This is a genomic window from Streptomyces sp. 2A115 (assembly GCF_052245575.1).
Lineage (GTDB): Bacteria > Actinomycetota > Actinomycetes > Streptomycetales > Streptomycetaceae > Streptomyces.
In genome coordinates this window covers 239,329-255,189 of record NZ_JBQQCG010000003.1, presented here as the reverse complement: position 1 = coordinate 255,189, position 15,861 = coordinate 239,329, and the positions used below count along the sequence as shown (strand labels likewise).

Annotated in this window: 15 protein-coding genes, 1 tRNA gene and 1 pseudogene; 10 read left to right on the top strand and 7 right to left on the bottom strand. The window is 68.9% G+C overall.

Annotated features, from left to right (window positions below):
- Positions 1–14 precede the first annotated feature (14 nt).
- Positions 15–1,109: a M24 family metallopeptidase gene (locus ACTWQR_RS04280; protein WP_443225506.1), complete on the bottom strand. Its 1,095-nt coding sequence runs from the start codon at positions 1,107–1,109 to the stop codon at positions 15–17.
- 259 nt (positions 1,110–1,368) lie between these two features.
- Between ACTWQR_RS04280 and ACTWQR_RS04275 the strand changes: the two are divergent.
- A pseudogene (locus ACTWQR_RS04275) lies at positions 1,369–1,633 on the top strand (aminopeptidase P family protein); the annotation flags it as partial.
- Between the two features lie 73 nt (positions 1,634–1,706).
- Here ACTWQR_RS04275 and ACTWQR_RS04270 read toward each other — a convergent pair.
- The 3 genes from ACTWQR_RS04270 to ACTWQR_RS04260 form a co-directional block, all read right to left on the bottom strand.
- The gene (locus ACTWQR_RS04270) at positions 1,707–2,546 is read right to left on the bottom strand and encodes a triphosphoribosyl-dephospho-CoA synthase (protein WP_443225505.1); all 840 of its coding nucleotides are present in this window, start codon (positions 2,544–2,546) and stop codon (positions 1,707–1,709) included.
- A gap of 12 nt (positions 2,547–2,558) precedes the next feature.
- Positions 2,559–3,515: an intradiol ring-cleavage dioxygenase gene (locus ACTWQR_RS04265; protein WP_443225504.1), complete on the bottom strand. Its 957-nt coding sequence runs from the start codon at positions 3,513–3,515 to the stop codon at positions 2,559–2,561.
- A gap of 153 nt (positions 3,516–3,668) precedes the next feature.
- Complete coding sequence (locus ACTWQR_RS04260; protein WP_443225503.1) at positions 3,669–4,124, bottom strand: ATP-binding protein; 456 nt, start codon at positions 4,122–4,124, stop codon at positions 3,669–3,671.
- A gap of 225 nt (positions 4,125–4,349) precedes the next feature.
- On the opposite strand from ACTWQR_RS04260, the gene ACTWQR_RS04255 reads away from it, so the two are divergent.
- The 9 genes from ACTWQR_RS04255 (at position 4,350) to ACTWQR_RS04215 (ending at position 14,271) form a co-directional block, all read left to right on the top strand.
- A complete protein-coding gene (locus ACTWQR_RS04255; protein WP_443225502.1) occupies positions 4,350–5,195 on the top strand; it encodes a hypothetical protein in 846 nt (281 codons plus the stop codon).
- 130 nt (positions 5,196–5,325) lie between these two features.
- Entirely contained in the window at positions 5,326–6,066 is a 741-nt protein-coding gene (locus ACTWQR_RS04250; RefSeq protein WP_443225501.1) for a YcnI family copper-binding membrane protein, read from the top strand.
- A 94-nt stretch (positions 6,067–6,160) separates the two neighbouring features.
- Positions 6,161–6,838 (top strand): SCO family protein, encoded by a 678-nt coding sequence (locus tag ACTWQR_RS04245; protein WP_443225500.1) that lies wholly within the window; start codon positions 6,161–6,163, stop codon positions 6,836–6,838.
- The gene (locus ACTWQR_RS04240) at positions 6,835–7,335 is read left to right on the top strand and encodes a copper chaperone PCu(A)C (protein ID WP_443225499.1); all 501 of its coding nucleotides are present in this window, start codon (positions 6,835–6,837) and stop codon (positions 7,333–7,335) included. Before ACTWQR_RS04245 ends, ACTWQR_RS04240 begins: the two co-directional genes overlap by 4 nt.
- Before the next feature lie 14 nt (positions 7,336–7,349).
- Positions 7,350–9,287: a copper resistance CopC/CopD family protein gene (locus tag ACTWQR_RS04235; RefSeq protein WP_443225498.1), complete on the top strand. Its 1,938-nt coding sequence runs from the start codon at positions 7,350–7,352 to the stop codon at positions 9,285–9,287.
- An 8-nt stretch (positions 9,288–9,295) separates the two neighbouring features.
- Positions 9,296–10,654, top strand: coding sequence for an iron uptake transporter deferrochelatase/peroxidase subunit (efeB, locus tag ACTWQR_RS04230; RefSeq protein WP_443225497.1), 1,359 nt, complete (start codon positions 9,296–9,298; stop codon positions 10,652–10,654).
- Between the two features lie 69 nt (positions 10,655–10,723).
- Complete coding sequence (gene pheA, locus ACTWQR_RS04225; RefSeq protein WP_443225496.1) at positions 10,724–11,656, top strand: prephenate dehydratase; 933 nt, start codon at positions 10,724–10,726, stop codon at positions 11,654–11,656.
- A 519-nt stretch (positions 11,657–12,175) separates the two neighbouring features.
- The gene (serS, locus tag ACTWQR_RS04220; RefSeq protein ID WP_443225495.1) at positions 12,176–13,453 is read left to right on the top strand and encodes a serine--tRNA ligase; all 1,278 of its coding nucleotides are present in this window, start codon (positions 12,176–12,178) and stop codon (positions 13,451–13,453) included.
- Entirely contained in the window at positions 13,450–14,271 is an 822-nt protein-coding gene (locus ACTWQR_RS04215) for an HAD family hydrolase (protein ID WP_443225494.1), read from the top strand. The genes serS and ACTWQR_RS04215 overlap by 4 nt, the downstream gene beginning before the upstream one ends.
- 74 nt (positions 14,272–14,345) lie before the next feature.
- Here the strand turns inward: ACTWQR_RS04215 and ACTWQR_RS04210 are convergent.
- From ACTWQR_RS04210 to ACTWQR_RS04200, 3 genes are all read right to left on the bottom strand, one after another.
- Positions 14,346–14,430 (bottom strand) — tRNA-Ser (locus ACTWQR_RS04210).
- Between the two features lie 307 nt (positions 14,431–14,737).
- Positions 14,738–14,995 (bottom strand): SGM_3592 family protein, encoded by a 258-nt coding sequence (locus tag ACTWQR_RS04205; RefSeq protein WP_443225493.1) that lies wholly within the window; start codon positions 14,993–14,995, stop codon positions 14,738–14,740.
- A 146-nt stretch (positions 14,996–15,141) separates the two neighbouring features.
- A complete protein-coding gene (locus ACTWQR_RS04200; protein ID WP_443225492.1) occupies positions 15,142–15,861 on the bottom strand; it encodes an ABC transporter permease in 720 nt (239 codons plus the stop codon).

Sequence of the window (15,861 nt, the reverse complement as noted above, 5' to 3'; positions counted from 1 at the left end):
GAGGGCCGGGGAATTCAGACTGTCTGGACGGGAACATCAGAAACCATTTGGTGACCCTCGGGCGTTACCAGTACCATGTCCTCGATCCGGACTCCGCCAAATCCTTTGAAGTAGATTCCGGGTTCGACCGTTATGATCTGCCCCGGCATCAGCGGCTCGTCCGCGCTGTCGGTGAGAAACGGCAACTCGTGAATGAAGAGTCCGAGATTGTGACCGAATGGATGAGCCGGCGGCTCTTGGTAACCGTACTCCGACAGTACGCTACGGCACGCTCGAAAAATATCTGCGTGAGTGGCCCCAGGCCTAACAGCCGCGACTCCAGCGGCATTTGCCTCCACGACCGCTCGGTGCATGCGGAGTTGAGCATCGTCGAGTGAACCCGCCCAGATCGTTCTGGTGATGTCCGCATGGTAACCGTCCACTCGCGCACCGAAATCGATTACCACGAGCTCTCCCGGCAGGACCTTCCGATTCGACGGATGCGCATGCGGCCGACTTGAATTCTCGCCCGATGCGACGATCGAGGGGAAGGCGAGTGCTTCCGCTCCCAGATCGATCATTCGTTTTTCGAGGAAACTTGCCACCCCCCTTTCGGTTACCCCTTCTTTCAGGAGGGACGGCAGAGCGGAGAAGGCTGTTCCGGAGATCTGGGCCGCCGCCTTCATGCGTGCGATCTCGGCTGGACTCTTGATAATCCTGAGCTTCTCCACAGCGCGGCGGGAGTCGACCATTTCGACCCCCGAGCCCAGCTCCGATCGAATATCCAGGAAGAAGTCCACAGTCATGTCGTGAGCGTCGAAGAACAATTTCGCAAAATTCTTTACGGATTCAACCATGGTGGTCCACTGGCCAGCCCGGTCACCGCCGTGCACGGACACCAATCCACTCGGCACCTCAGCCTCTGCTGCCTCGACATATCGGCCATCGGTGAACATAACCGCCGAATCGGCCGTAATAAGGAGCTTCCCGGAACTGCCAGAGAAACCCGAAAGGTACCGAATGTTTGTCAGATCGGTGGCCAGATACGCGGAGCCCTCGTCCAATTGCAGAGACGCGCGCAACCGCGAAAGACGCGGCTGGTAATCGATCTGAGGAAACAAAGATTCCATTGATATCACCTCTTGGTCGTCAGGTAATTTCTCTGATAAGTCGCTAGGATCCGTGATCCTCCCAGCGCCGAACAGGCGCCATACGACTCAACCAAAGACGCACTCATAGTACTGATGCTCTCCGCGCCCCCGAGACGCGTCACCGCTACCGATTCCCATGCGCTGGGCAAACCTGGCTTGTGACTGGCTGTGGTCCGATATTCCACGCCCTTGGAGGCCCAGGAATCCTCATCGCGGCCGGGCGCCATGTACTGCGACGTCGCAGCGCGTACTGGCCGAGAAGCTGATCGAGTGGGGGTCTGGTCAAGGGCTTGTCGAGCGTGTGCGGCCGCGCGAACGGAGGCGTACGTGGACGGCGCGCTGGAGCCGGTATCTGCCTGGCCGTCGAGCCGGGCCTGTACTGCCAGGCGGACGACCTGACCGTGCCCGAGGCGTACCGAAGCATCGGTGTCCGTATCGAGCTCGAACGGGCTCTTCGGGAGGAAGGGCGTACACGGCCGAACGGCTCGCCCCGGGGAGCTGATGCAGGCGGCCTTGTACGCATGACGCCGATGGTGCGCCTGGCGACGGGCGACAACCAGCCCGCTGCCACCCGCGTCAAGCCACCCGTGCCGGTGAACTGACCACCGCCGGCAGTGAGTCCGCGAACAGGGCCCCCGCGAGCAGCCCACTGCTGCCGCGAGGGCTCCACGCGCGCGCGTGGAGGTCGTCGTCGAAGGCGGCCAGTGCCGCGCGGCCCGACTCGGTGGACGTGCTGCCCGCTTCGAGGACGCCGCGGGCACCCGTCTGGACGCGTCGCAGCCCGTGCGGGCCCGCCGTGTACAGCAACTCCGTGTCCTGGAGTGTGGATATGACAGTGAGCAGGGCGTCGAGCCGGGCGTACGGTTCGGGGACGCCCGCCGAACGGGCCGCGCCCAGCGTCTCCAACGCCCGTCGTACGTGCGGGAATCCAGCCCTCGCTTCGCCCCTCGCTCCGGCCGCGCCGTACTTCGCGGAGACCGACGACCCACGGGAGGGCCGTCGCGGCGCCCGCCGGTCGGGGTGCGCCGCGATCCGCTTGGCGGTCGCGGCGAGGTCGCGCCCTGTGGCCCGGGGTTCCAGGGCCGCCGCGGCGACCAGCAGGCCGAGCACCCACAGCGCCCCGCGGTGCCCGCCACCCGCCAGGGCCACCGAGTGCTCGGTGGACCGCCCGATCGCGCCCAGCTCCGCCCGGAGTTCGGGCGTCGCGGAGCCGGTGCGGCGGGCGGCGGCCGCCATCGCCGCGAGGCCCGGCGCCAGCGCCTTGGCCGACCAGCGCAGGGAGCAGTGGTCCTGCCCTGTCGCTCGGACGCCGAGGTCGCGCGGGTCGGGCAGTCCGGGTTTGGGGGCCAGCGCGAGATGTCCGGTCAGGGCGGTCACGGCGGCCCGCGCCAACGTCTCGTCCTCGGGGCTGCTCATCGACGTGAGCCTTTACGAGGAGGAGGCGGAGGAGGAGGCCGACGCGCTCGGAGCGTCGCTGGGGACGTCACCGGGCGCACCGCTCGGGGGCGTACCACCGCCGTCGCCGCCGCCCGCGCCGGAGTTCTCCGCGTCCGGGTCGATGCCGAGCGTGAGGTACCCCTTGTAGCCCTTGGAGGGGTCCTTCTTGTGCACGGGCTCCAGGGTGAGCAGACCGCCGGCCGCGCCTCCGCCGTCGTAGACCATGTCGTCGTCGAGCTTGGTCCAGGTGCCGCTGTGCTCGGAGTACGGCTCCAGTTCGAAGATCTGCTCCGCGATGTCGTCGTCGAAGAAGAGTTGTCCGGTGAAGTTGAGCTTGCCGCCCTCGTAGGTGCCGTCCTCCTTCTCGCCGCCGGTGTGCACCTTCACGTGGATGTGGCAGGTCCGGGGCGTGTACCAGCCGGGGATGATCGTCTCGAACTTGACGACCCCGTTGGCGTTGGCGATCTGGTAGCCGCGCAGGTACGTCTTGTCGTCGGCGGTCGAGCCGTCCTCGCTCTCGGCGGGCGCGGAGCCGCCGGGGTTGGCCGTCGTGTAGCCGGAGTAGTAACCCCAGGCGTCGCAGTGCCAGATCTCGACGGCCGCGCCCGCGACCGGGGCGCAGGACTCGGTGGTGTCCTGCACGGTGAGGCGCAGCGTCAGCGGGACGCCGCTCTTGCCCTCGGTGATGTCCTTCCGCACGAGGGCCCCGTCCAGGTAGTACGGACCCTCCGTGACGCTGGACATGAGGACACAGGTACCGCTGCTCGAACTGGTCGAACTGGCGGGCGCGCTGGTGGCGGCCGCCTCCGTAGTGGCCGTGGTGGCCGTCTCGTCGGCGAACGCGGACTGGTATCCGGCGATCGCCAGCCCGCCGGCCGCGGCCGCGCCTCCGGTGACCGCGATCGCGCGGCGCCGGGTGATCGTCTGGTGTCTGTGGCTTCCCGTCATGCCGGGAAAGTTAGGGACGGCAACCGTCAAGCACGTGGGGAGCGGCTGTGAGGACGCTGAGAGTGCCGGGGAAGCCGAAGTCGGCGGAAAACCGTCGCCCTCAGGGAGGGCACTCGGAGAAGCGCTCTCCTCGGGAAACGGGTAGGGCACCCATCACGTGGCCACCAGCGGCCTGTCGTCGCGCCACTTGAGCATCTTGTCGAAACTGACCACCGCGCCGCCCCTGCCGGGCTTGTTGCCGATGTGGACGTGGTCCGCCAGTTCCTCGATCAGACACAGGCCCCGGCCGTGCTCGGCCTCGCTGGGGGCGGGACGGAGCGGGGCGCGACTTCGTCCGGACGGGAAGCCGGGTCCCGAGTCGGCCACTTCGATGCGGCACGTCTCGCCGTCCAGATAGGCCGTCACCCTGTAGGCCCCGGTGGACGTGTCACGGGCGGAGTCGCCCCCGTGCTCGACGGCGTTGGCACAGGCTTCGCTGAGCGCGACGGAGAGATCATAGGAAATATCCGGATCCACCCCCGCGGATTCCATCGTGCCGAGCAGCAGGCGCCGGGCGAGCGGCACGCTCGCCGCCTCACGCCGGAGATGGAGGGACCACCAAATGCTCATGCTCCAGCCTCCTGGCCGCGGCTCGACATACCGTTACGTATTGCCGCAAGGGGCCGGGTGTAAGCACGTAGTTGACGTGATGTCGCCCATACGGGGGATGTGCCGACGACTTCGGTCGGTGTATTTAGGGGGCGACTCAGGCCAGAATGTGATCTTCCGGATCGTACGGGACCTTGCGGACCTGCCGTGTGGCGCGGGTGAGCCCAGTGCGATGATGAGTCCGCCATGACTGACCCCCACCAGCACGCGCGCACCGGAGGTGATCTCCGGGTTCTGAGGGCCGCGGTGTTCACCGCGGCCTGTGTCGTGCTGGCCGCTGCCGGTCATGCGATCACCTCCTGCGCCACGGTTCCGGTGTGGACACTCGGCGTCGGATTCCTCGCCGTCTTCGCCGTCGCGGCGCCGCTCGCCCGGCGAGAGTGCTCGCTGCCAGGCATCGCCGCGCTGCTCACGGTCGGCCAGGCCACGCTGCACATTCTCTTCGGGCTCGGCCAGCACGGCATGGCGACGACGCCAACAGCTTCCGCAACGGCGTCCGGGAGCGTGGACGCCTCGCTCATGGCCCGGGCCGCACGGCTGCTGTGCGGCGCGTCCCTCGCGCCGCTCAGCCCCGCCCAGGCACAGCGGATCCTCGCCGACGCGCGGATCGACACGGGCGGGACGGGAGGCACAGGCGGGACGGGCACCGGGCACGCCATGCACGAGCAGGCGGGCGCCCTGTCAACCGCCGGCGGATCCGCCGCGTCGGTGTTGCCGTCGCTGCCGATGCTCCTCGGCCACGTTCTGGCGGCCGTCGCCACCGGGTGGTTGCTTCGCCGCGGGGACATCGCGCTGCGGCGCCTGCTGCGGCTCTCGGCACACGGCGTCGCCGAGGGGGCGCTCGTCTCCCTGCGCGGGGCTCTCGCGCTCCTACGCGCCCTTCTGGCGGGCCTCCCGGGTACGCCCGAGCCGGCACCGCGCGCAGCGGTCACCCCGGAGCTCGCGCCACCGGTCCTGCGTACGACCGCTCTTCAGCACTCGGTGATCCGGCGGGGTCCGCCGTCCGGCGACGTCCTCGCCCTCGCCGCCTGACGCGACGCACACCTCCTCACGCACCACTCCTGGGGGACGCCGTCGTGCGGCACGCGCGCGTGCCCGCTCTTTCGCACGCGCAACCCCGTTCTTTCACCGAACCAGTGCTGAAAGTTGAGTGCTCTCTGCCATGAAGGCTTCCCGCATCGCCGCCACCGGCGTCGCCGCCGCCTCGGCCGTCCTCGTCCTGTCCGCCCCTGCCTTCGCGCACGTCAGCGTGCAACCGGAGGGCACGGCCGCCAAGGGCGGGTACGCGACGGTCAACTTCAAGGTGCCGAACGAGCGCGACAATGCCTCGACCACCAAGCTCGAAGTGAACTTCCCGACCGACCACCCCCTCGCCTCGGTCATGCCCGAGGCCGTGGACGGCTGGACCGCCAAGGTCACCACGAGCAAGCTCGACAAGCCTCTGGAGCTGCACGGCGAGAAGATCGACGAGGCCGTCAGCAAGGTCACGTGGACCGCCGACGGCAAGGGCATCCAGCCCGGCTACTTCCAGAAGTTCCCGCTCTCCATCGGCGCGCTGCCCGAGGACGCCGACGAGTTGGTGTTCAAGGCGATCCAGACGTACGACAACAAGGAGGTCGTGCGCTGGATCGAGACCCCGAAGGAGGGCGAGGAAGAGCCCGAGGCGCCGGCTCCTGTGCTCGCGCTGTCCGCCGCCGAGGCCGATCACCACGGCGCCGCCGCCTCCGACACGTCCGATGACGCCGACGACGCGAAGGCCGCCGCCAACACGTCCACCACGGAGGCCTCCTCCTCCGACAGCAGCGACACAACGGCCCGCGTGCTGGGCGTCGTGGGCATCGTCGTCGGCGTGGCGGGCGTCGCGTTCGGCGTTCTGGCCGGTCGTCGGCGCACCAGCGCCTGACGTCCAAGCACTCCTCTGGTGCGCGCCGCGGGGTCGTACGGTCTTGTACGACCCCCGGTGCGGACCGGAGCTCTCACATCTGGGACATTTTTCTATGCGCAAGAAGACGTACGCCATGGCCGCCCTGTTCGCCGCGGCCGCTCTGACCCTTTCCGCCTGCGGCAGTGGTGACGATGACGCCGGCGGCACGGCCGTAGCCGACGTGTCCGCCGAGTCCGGCGCGGCCAAGGCCGCGACGGTCCTCGACAAGCCGTTCGAGAAGCCGGACCTCGTCCTCACCGACACGCAGGGCAAGAAGTACGACCTCCGCAAGGAGACCAAGGGCAAGCCGACACTGATCTACTTCGGCTACACCAACTGCCCCGACGTATGCCCGCTGACGATGAACAACATCGCCGTCGCCAAGAAGCAGCTCGCCCAGGACAAGCAGCTGTCCCAGGCCGAAAAGGACTCGCTCCGCATCGTGTTCGTCACCACCGACCCGGAGCGGGACACCGCGTCCGCGCTCGGCAAGTGGCTCAAGGGCATCGACTCCGACGTCGTCGGCCTGACCGGCGACTTCCCCACGATCCAGGGCGGCGCCCGCACCCTCGGCATCTCCATCGAGGCGCCGACGAAGGACAAGGACGGCAAGCCCGTCTCGATGCACGGCACACAGGTCATCGCGTTCTCGCCGAAGACCGACGGCGGTTACGTGCTGTACGGCGAGGACGCCACCGTCGACGACTACACCAAGGACCTCCCCAAGCTGATCAAGGGCGAGAAGCCGTGACGCGTCGTACGGCGTACGCGGGTGCCCTCGTCATAGCCGCCGCTCTGACCCTGACGGGCTGCGGCGACGCGGACTCCGGCCCGTCGGGGCCCGAACTGTCCGTCGGCTCGGCGTACATGCCGCAGCCGGTCTCGGACTCCATGGCGGCGGGTTTCCTGGTCGTCGCCAACGAGAGCGACGACGAGGACGGGCTGTCCTCCGTAACCAGCGACATCGCCGGCGAGGTCACCCTCCACAAAACCACCGGACAGTCGATGGAGCGGGTCGACGAACTCGGCATCCCCGCCCACGGCGAGCTCGTCCTCGAGAGCGGCGGCAACCACCTGATGTTCGAGAAGCTGAAGCGCAAGCCGAAGGAGGGCGAGAAGGTGTCCCTGGAGCTGCACTTCACGAAGTCCGAGCCGATCAAGATCGAGATGCCGGTGAAGTCCGCCACCTACCGGCCGACGGCGTCCACCAAGTCGTCCGCGAAGTCGTCTTCGACGGCGCACCACTGAGGGAGGGGCCACCGTTGAGTCAGACCATCGCTCCCCGCGTCCGGACGCTGCTGTTGCTGCTCCTCGCCGTCACCGGCGCGCTCCTCGCCGGGGCCGCGCCAGTCTCCGCGCACGCCGCGCTGACCGGGAGCGACCCCGCGCAGGGAGCGGTGGTCGACGAGGCGCCCGCCCAGGTGTCGCTCACCTTCTCCGAGAGCGTCGCGATGTCCGACGGCTCGGTGCGCGTGCTCGACCCCAAGGGCAAGCGCGTCGACACCGGGAAGACCGGCGAGCAGGGCACGAACACCTACTCCGTGCGGCTGCACGAGGGCCTGCCCGACGGCACGTTCACCGTCACCTACCAAGTGGTGTCGGCGGACAGCCACCCCGTCGCCGGCGCCTTCACCTTCTCCGTGGGCGCGCCTTCCAAGACCTCCGTCTCGGTCTCCGATCAGGGAGCGGGCGGCGGAGTCGTGGGCGGGCTCTACGGCTTCGCGCGCTACGTCTCCTACGCCGGATTCATCCTCCTGGTCGGCGGTGCGGCCTTCGTGCTGGCCTGCTGGCAGCGGGGGGCCGGGGTGCGGCCGGTGCAACGGCTCGTGGTGTCCGGGTGGCTCGCGCTCACCGGGGCCACGCTCGCCATGCTGCTGCTGCGTGGCTCGTACACCGGCTCGGGGAAGGTCGGGGAGATCTTCGACCTGACCCTGCTCAGCCAGGTGCTGCAGACCAAGACGGGCGCGGCGCTGGTCTCGCGGCTGCTGCTGCTCGCCGCGGCCGCGCTGTTCATCGCCGTCCTCTTCGGGGCGTATGAGAAGCGCGACGACGACGAGGAGAAGGGCGATCTGGCCTTCGGGCTCGCCATCGGCGGGTTCGTCGTGGCTGCGGGTCTTGCCGCGACCTGGGCGATGGCCGAGCACGCCTCGGCCGGTATCCAGACGGGGATCGCGATGCCCGTCGACGTGCTGCATCTGCTCGCCGTCGCCGTCTGGCTCGGCGGTCTGTCGACGCTTCTCGTGGCGCTCTACCGCACACCGTCCATCGAGCCCTCCGTCGTACGCCGCTTCTCTCGCGTGGCGTTCGCCAGCGTGGCCGTGCTGGCCGCGACCGGGATCTACCAGTCGTGGCGGCAGGTCGGTTCGTGGTCGGCGCTCACGGGGACGTCGTACGGGCAGCTGCTGCTCGTCAAGGTCGGCCTGGTGGTCGTCCTCGTCGGTATCGCGTGGATCTCGCGGCGCTGGACCTCCCAGCTGGCGCAGGCACCCGCTTCGAAGACCGTGGCGACCACGGTGGCCGCCACGACGGATTCAGCGGATGCAGTGGATTCAGCCGACGAGGAGCGTACGGCCGAGAAGGAGTCCAGGGAGAAGGAGCCGGCCGCCGCGCGGGTGGGTGGCGGTGACAGCGAGCGTGCCGCCCAACTGGCCCGACAGCGGGCCGCGGTGGCCACCGCGCGCGAGAAGCGCCTCCGGGACGCCGATCCGCTCCGCTCGGGCCTGCGCCGCTCGGTGCTCGCCGAGGCGGGCGTCGCCGTGGTCCTGCTCGCCGTCACCACCGTGCTGACGTCCACCGAACCGGGGCGTACGGAGGAGGACGCCAAGGCCGCCACCGCCGCCGCCGCGTCGCCGGAGACCGGAGCGCTGTCCCTGGACATCCCGTTCGACACGGGCGGCCAGGACGGCAAGGGTGTCGCACGCGTCGAACTCGACCCGGCCCGCGTCGGCGCCAACGAGATGCACCTCTTCGTGGAGCGGCCGAACGGCAGGGCCTTCGACATTCCCGAGGTCAAGGTCGCCTTCACCCTTCAGTCGAAGGACATCGGGCCACTGCCCGTCGTTCCCGACCGCATCGCCACCGGACACTGGACGGCGAGCGGGGTGCAGATCCCCATGGCGGGCAACTGGGAGGTCGCGGTGACCGTACGGACCTCCGACATCGACCAGGTGACCGTGGACAAGAACGCGCAGATCGGCTGAACGACACCATGGCTGACCAGTCCACTCCGGAGACGTCCCCATCGGGGACCACTGCCGAAGAGGCCACTCGTATAAAGGCCTCTCCTATGGAGACGACTTTCGAAAATGGCCCTCCCGGGGAGGCTGTTTCACAAGAGCCCTCTTCCAAGGGCGTCATTTCGCGGCGCCGCCTGCTCGGTACCGCCGGTGCTACCGGGCTCGCGCTCGGCGCGGCGGGCGGGGCCGCCGGGTACGCCGCCGCGCCCTCCGCCGACCAGGCCGCGCCCCTCACCTCGCTCGGCGCGGACGAGGTGATGTTTCACGGGAAACATCAACCCGGTATCACGACCGCCCTTCAGGCACGCGGCCATCTCGTCGCCTTCGACCTGTCGGCGGGCGCGGGCCGCAAGGAGGCGGCGGCCCTGCTGCGCCGCTGGTCGGCGACCGCACAGCGGCTGATGGCGGGCGAGGCGGCCGTGAGCGACGACACGGACGTGGCGCGCGACGCGGGACCCTCCTCCCTCACGGTCACCTTCGGCTTCGGCCACAGCTTCTTCGCCCGTACGGGACTGGAGAAGCAGCGCCCGATCGCCCTCGACCCGCTGCCCGACTTCTCCTCGGACCACCTCGACAAGGCGCGCAGCAACGGCGACCTGTGGGTGCAGATCGGCGCGAACGACGCCCTCGTCGCCTTCCACGCCCTGCGCGCGCTCCAGAAGGACGCGGGCCGGGCGGCCAGGGTGCGCTGGCAGATGAACGGCTTCAACCGCTCGCCCGGCGCCACCGCCCACCCGATGACGGCCCGCAATCTGATGGGCCAGATCGACGGCACGCGCAATCCGAAGCCATCGGAATCCGACTTCGACCAGCGGATCTTCGTGCCCGACGCGGGCGACCCGTCGTGGATGGCGGGCGGCTCGTACGCCGTCGTACGGCGCATCCGCATGCTCCTCGACGACTGGGAGAAGCTCTCGGTCAAGGACCAGGAGGACGTGATCGGGCGACGGAAGTCCGACGGGGCGGCTCTGTCCGGCGGCACCGAGACGACCGACATGGACCTGGAGAAGACCGGGGCCGACGGCAAGCTGGTCGTCCCCATCAACGCGCACGCCCGCATCACCCGGCCCGACCAGAACGGCGGCGCCGCGATGCTCCGTCGGCCGTTCTCCTTCCACGACGGCATCGACGCGGACGGTGTACCGGAAGCGGGCCTGCTCTTCGTCTGCTGGCAGGCTGATCCGGTACGCGGCTTCGTTCCGGTGCAGCGCAAGCTCGACCGGGGTGACGCGCTGTCCACGTTCATCCGGCACGAGGCGAGTGGCCTGTTCGCGGTGCCGGGCGGGGCCGCGAAGGGGGAGTACGTGGGGCAGAAGTTGCTGGAGGGATGAGAACCACGCCTTGTGACGCCTGGGCCGGAAGCTTGAGCCCGGTTTCGCAAGGCCCATTAGGGTGAGGCCATGCCAGCCAGCTATGCGTATCTCGGCCCCGAGGGCACTTTCACCGAAGTCGCCCTGCGGACGCTTCCGGAGGCGGCCACCCGGGAGCTCATCCCGATGGTGTCCGTTCCCGCCGCGCTCGACGCGGTTCGCAACGGCGAGGCCGAGGCCGCGTTCGTTCCGATCGAGAACTCCGTCGAGGGCGGCATCACCACCACGCTCGACGAGCTGGTCGCCGGCGCACCGCTGATGATCTACCGCGAGGTGCTCCTCTCGATCACCTTCGCGCTGCTGGTCCGGCCCAGCACGAAGCTCTCGGAGATCAAGACGGTCACGGCGCACCCCGCAGCCCAGCCGCAGGTGCGCAACTGGATGAAGAACAACCTCCCGGACGTCATCTGGGAGTCGGCCGCCTCCAACGCGGACGGCGCCCGTCTGGTGCAGGAAGGGCGCTACGACGCGGCCTTCGCGGGCGAGTTCGCGGCGGAGAAGTACGGCCTGGTGCCACTGGAGACCGGGATCCACGACGCGGAGAACGCGCAGACCCGGTTCGTCCTGGTGGGCAGGCCCGCGCGGCCCGCGGCGCCGACCGGCGCGGACAAGACGTCCGTGGTCATCTGGCAGAGCGACGACCACCCCGGTGGGCTGCGCGATCTCCTGGGCGAGTTCGCCGTACGCGGCGTCAACCTGATGCTGCTGCAGTCCCGGCCGACCGGCGAGGGCATCGGCAACTACTGCTTCGCCATCGACGCCGAGGGCCACATCTCCGACCGGCGGGTGGCCGAGGCCCTGATGGGACTCAGGCGGGTCTGCCTGCAGGTGCGGTACCTCGGCTCGTATCCGCGCGCGGACATCGGAGTGAAGGACGTGCGAACTCCGTTGCCGGGGACGTCGGACGACGAGTTCGTGACGGCGGCGGACTGGGTGGCGCGCTGCCAGGACGGCCGTTTCTAGCCGGTCCTACCTGCAGATTGTCTCTGTCCACAGAAGTTATCCACAGGCGCGCTTCTCGACCTGGGGACAAGTCGACAACGAAGCATGACTCAGTCGACAAATCGGCCTGCGACCCGCAACTGCGTCCACAGCCCCGCAGGTCACCCTTCGTCCACCCGTTTCCGTTGACCAATCCCTTAGGGCGAACGATTTCCACTCGAAAGTGGGTGCGGAGAGGGTTTGACTCGGGAATTCCTCGCCCCGCACACAGCTTTCGGAGTGATCACTCCCGATGTCCACAGATCTTTCGCACAGCCTGTGGATAACCCTTCGGAGGGATGGCTCTCTGTGGACAACCCGGCTCCCAAGTCCCGTTCCCCACAAGGGAATCGAGTCAACTCACCGAATCCCGGCTGCCCCATTTCGGGGATCCGCGCTCCCTTTATTGACAGAGTGTATCAATTCTCCCAAAGCGTGACAGAAGCGGCAGATCGGAATACCGGGTCGTGAGCCGGAACCCCGCACCGGTAGCCTTGAGGGGTGATTGACCTTCGCCTGCTCCGTGAGGACCCCGACCGTGTGCGTGCGTCGCAGCGCGCCCGTGGAGAGGACGTCGCACTCGTCGACGCCCTGCTCTCCGCCGACGAGCGGCGCAGGTCGTCCGCGGTCCGCTTCGACGAGCTCCGTTCCGAGCAGAAGTCGCTCGGCAAGCTCATCCCCAAGGCCTCCGGCGACGAGAAGGCCGAGCTCCTGAAGAAGGCCGGCCAGCTCGCCGCCGATGTCAAGGCGGCCGACGCCGCGCAGGACGAGGCCGCGGCAGAGACCCAGGAGCTCCTCCTCCAGCTCGGCAACCTCGTGCACCCCGACGTCCCGGTCGGCGGCGAGGAGGACTTCGTCACGCTCGAGACACACGGCACGATCCGCGACTTCACGGCCGAGGGCTTCGACCCGAAGGACCACCTGGAGCTCGGCACGACGCTCGGCGCGATCGATGTCGAGCGCGGCGCCAAGGTCTCGGGCTCGCGCTTCTACTTCCTGACCGGCATCGGCGCGCTCCTGGAGCTCGCCCTGGTGAACGCGGCGATCGCGCAGGCCACGGAAGCCGGCTTCACGCCGATGCTGACGCCGGCGCTGGTCCGCCCGCAGTCGATGGCCGGCACCGGCTTCCTCGGCCAGGCATCGCAGGACGTCTACCACCTGGACAAGGACGACCTCTACCTGGTCGGCACGTCCGAGGTGGCGCTGGCCGCGTACCACTCGGACGAGATCATCGACGCCGACCGGCTGCCGCTGCGGTACGCGGGCTTCTCGCCCTGCTTCCGCCGCGAGGCCGGCTCGCACGGCAAGGACACGCGCGGCATCTTCCGCGTACACCAGTTCGACAAGGTCGAGATGTTCTCGTACGTCGACCCGGCGGACTCGGCGGCCGAGCACCAGCGTCTCCTGGACTGGGAGAAGCAGTGGCTGACCTCGCTGGAGCTGCCGTTCCGGGTGATCGATGTGGCGTCGGCCGACCTCGGTTCGTCGGCGGCGCGGAAGTTCGACTGCGAGGCGTGGATCCCGACCCAGGGCAAGTACCGCGAGCTGACGTCGACATCCGACTGCACCGAGTTCCAGTCGCGCCGCCTGTCGATCCGGATGCGCGACGGCAAGCAGGTCAAGCCGCTCGCGACGCTGAACGGCACGCTGTGCGCCGTACCGCGCACGATCGTGGCGATCCTGGAGAACCACCAGCAGGCCGACGGCTCCGTGCGGGTACCCGAAGTGCTGCGGCCGTATCTGGGGGGCCGGGAGATCTTGGAGCCGGTCGCCAAGTGAGCGCCGCTGCCCCCTCGTCCGGGGACTTCCCTTACAAGCTCGTCGCGACCGACCTCGACGGAACGCTGCTGCGCTCCGACGGCACGGTCTCCGAGCGCACGCGTGAAGCGCTCTCCGCGGTCACCGTGGCGGGCGCCGCGCACCTCGTCGTCACCGGGCGGGCAGTGCCCTGGACACGGCACATCCTCGACGAACTCGGTTACGAGGGGCTCGCGGTGTGCGGTCAGGGCGCGCAGCTGTACGACGCCGGGGCGCATCGTCTGCTCACGTCGGTGACCCTCGACCGGCAGCTGGCCGGGCTGGCGCTCGCCAAGATCGAGGCGGAGGTCGGCCCGCTGGCCCTCGCCGCGAGCCGCGACGGCCTGGACGGCGACGTGCTGATCGGCCCCGGCTACCAGGTGCAGGGCCTTTTGCAGACCGTCCCGTTCACCGACACCGCGGAACTCTGGGCCGCCCCGCTGACCAAGATGTACATCCAGCACCCCCGCCTCACCGACGACGAACTGGCGGCCGCGGCACAGCTGGCGGCGGGCGGTCTGGTGAGCATCACCATGGCGGGCGAGGGCATAGTGGAGATTCTCCCCCTCGGCCTCTCCAAGGCCACGGGCCTGTCCCTGGCGGCCCGCCGACTGGGCGTGAAGGCCGCTGAGACGATTGCCTTCGGCGATATGCCGAACGACATCCCGATGTTCGCCTGGTCCGCGCACGGGGTGGCGATGGCCAACGCCCATGAGGAACTCAAGGCGGTGGCGGACGAGATGACCCTGTCCAATGAGAAGGACGGGATCGCGGTGGTGTTGGAGAGGTTGCTGGGCTAGGCAACGACTGCCGGGCTGGTAGCTGTCGTCGCTGTGCGCCGGGGTCGCTCTCATGCTGCTTGTCGTGCGGATTGCGGAGGATGCGTGGATCGAACACGCGCGGGGAAAACCCCGACCACGGCTTAGCAAGCCGGTGCCTTACCGCTCGGCCAATCCTCCGGGAAGGCGGCCCGCGCGAGACACGCGCTCGAAGCGGCCGCCCCGGGCAGCTCCCCGTTGCGGAGCGGACTCGACGGAGGGGTAACTACTCCGGAGGCCGCCGCGGGCTGCCCTGCTGGGAGCTCGACGAACTGCTGCTGACGGGCATCGTCGCGCTCCTCTCCCAGAATGCGGCGCCGGCGGAACCCGGCGACTCGGACATAACTACTGTGCCTGTACGCCGAGTTGGACGCCACCGAATAAAAGAGCGTCCACGGCCAAAGGGGCGCCGTACCTCAAGTGGCGCCCCCAGAACCACTACTGACCACTACCGGCGGCGCCACCTGCGTCGGCGTGCCTTGCTGAAGAACCACCCCGCGGGTGGTTCATCGGACCGCCAGGGCTGCGGATCGGGCCCGCCGTCACGCCAACGGGCCGCGAGCATACGGGCGCGCGCCGACGGCTCGGCCGTCTCGGCGGACCGTATGAAGTCATCGTCCAGGACCAGGTCGTCCCAGGAGTCCTCGGACTCCCCCTGCCCGTCGCCGGACCCTTGTCCGTCGCTCCGCGGTGCCTGCGCTGCCATCCCCGTTCCTCCTCGCTGTGCATCCCCTCGGACAAGTGTGCCGTGACGCGTGTAAAGCCGATCTCAAGATCAAAAGAGGCTCCACGCGCGCGTGCACCTGAAAAGCGGTCACGCGCGCGTGGAGCCGCCCCGACTCTCCGGAGCGGTTACTCCTCCCCGGCCAGCGTCAGCGTCCGCAGCTTCTGCCCCGCGAACCAGGTGGCGGCCACGGTCACCACGACCAGCAGCACCGTGCCCGTCGCCAGCCCCACGTCCGAGGTGACGAGGTCTCCGCCGGTGACCTTGTGGGCCACCGCGAGCGCCCACTGCTGGACGCTGAGTGTGCGTGCCCCGGACACCAGGGTTCCGAAGAGGGCTTCCCACACGAGCGCGTAGACGAGCCCGAAGACCACCGCGTGCCGCGTGATGGTGCCGAGCAGCAGGAAGAGAGCGGCGTAGGCGATGGAGGCGACCAGCGCGGCCACCGTGTAGGCGACGGCGATCTGCTGTCCGTTGCCGTTGAGGATCATCCCCGCGAGGAAGGTGGGGACGGCCGAGAAGGCCATGGTCACGGCTACGGCGACGATCAGTTTGGTGAAGATGATCGTGGGGCGTTTGATCGGCTTGGCGAGCAGGTAGACGACGGAGCCGTCGTCGATCTCGGGGCCGATCGCGCCGGTGCCCGCGATGACGCCGATGATGGGCACCATCGTGGCGAGCGCGAACCCGCCCAGGACGTCGGCGGCCACCTGGTCGTCGGCGCCGGTGAAGCCGCGTACGGCCACGGAGATGACGATCAGCAGGACGGGCAGGGCGCCCAGGATGAGGGCCCGGCGGCGGCCGAGGAGGCCGCGGTAGGTGAGCCGGGCGACTGTGGGGTCGTACAT